The sequence below is a fragment of the Algibacter ulvanivorans genome, from assembly GCF_048381495.1.
GTDB classification, from domain to species: Bacteria; Bacteroidota; Bacteroidia; order Flavobacteriales; family Flavobacteriaceae; genus Algibacter_B; species Algibacter_B ulvanivorans.
The window spans coordinates 1-309 of the sequence record NZ_JBLWGD010000055.1 but is presented as its reverse complement, the minus strand read 5'-3'; the positions used below and the strand labels follow the sequence as shown (position 1 = coordinate 309).

The 309-nt window shown below is 36.2% G+C and carries 1 protein-coding gene; it reads left to right on the top strand.

Features of this window, described 5'->3' with window-relative positions; all coding sequences use genetic code 11:
• The coding region (locus ACNG5D_RS15960) for a hypothetical protein (protein WP_418184523.1) at positions 1–309 on the top strand (309 nt) is incomplete at both ends.

The window sequence follows — 309 nt, the reverse complement described above, 5'->3', positions numbered from 1 at the left end:
GCCTTAATTACGAAAGAATATTTAGAAGCAAATACATCATTAGCTTCAGGTCTTGAAGCAATAGATGAAGGTAATGGTCTAGGTTGGAGATTGGTTGGTAGAAATCCAGCATCGTATGGTGATATTGGGTTGGATGCTGTAGATTTAAGCAAATCAACTTATGGTGGTTCATGGATTTTTGGTGCTTTAGGTAATTCTTCTTTTACAGCAGGTTTAAATACACTTGCTGAGCAAACTTATTCAATTGCAATGGGATATTTCTCTCTTTCACAAGGATATTCTGCAATTGCCATAGGTAATCAGTCTCAA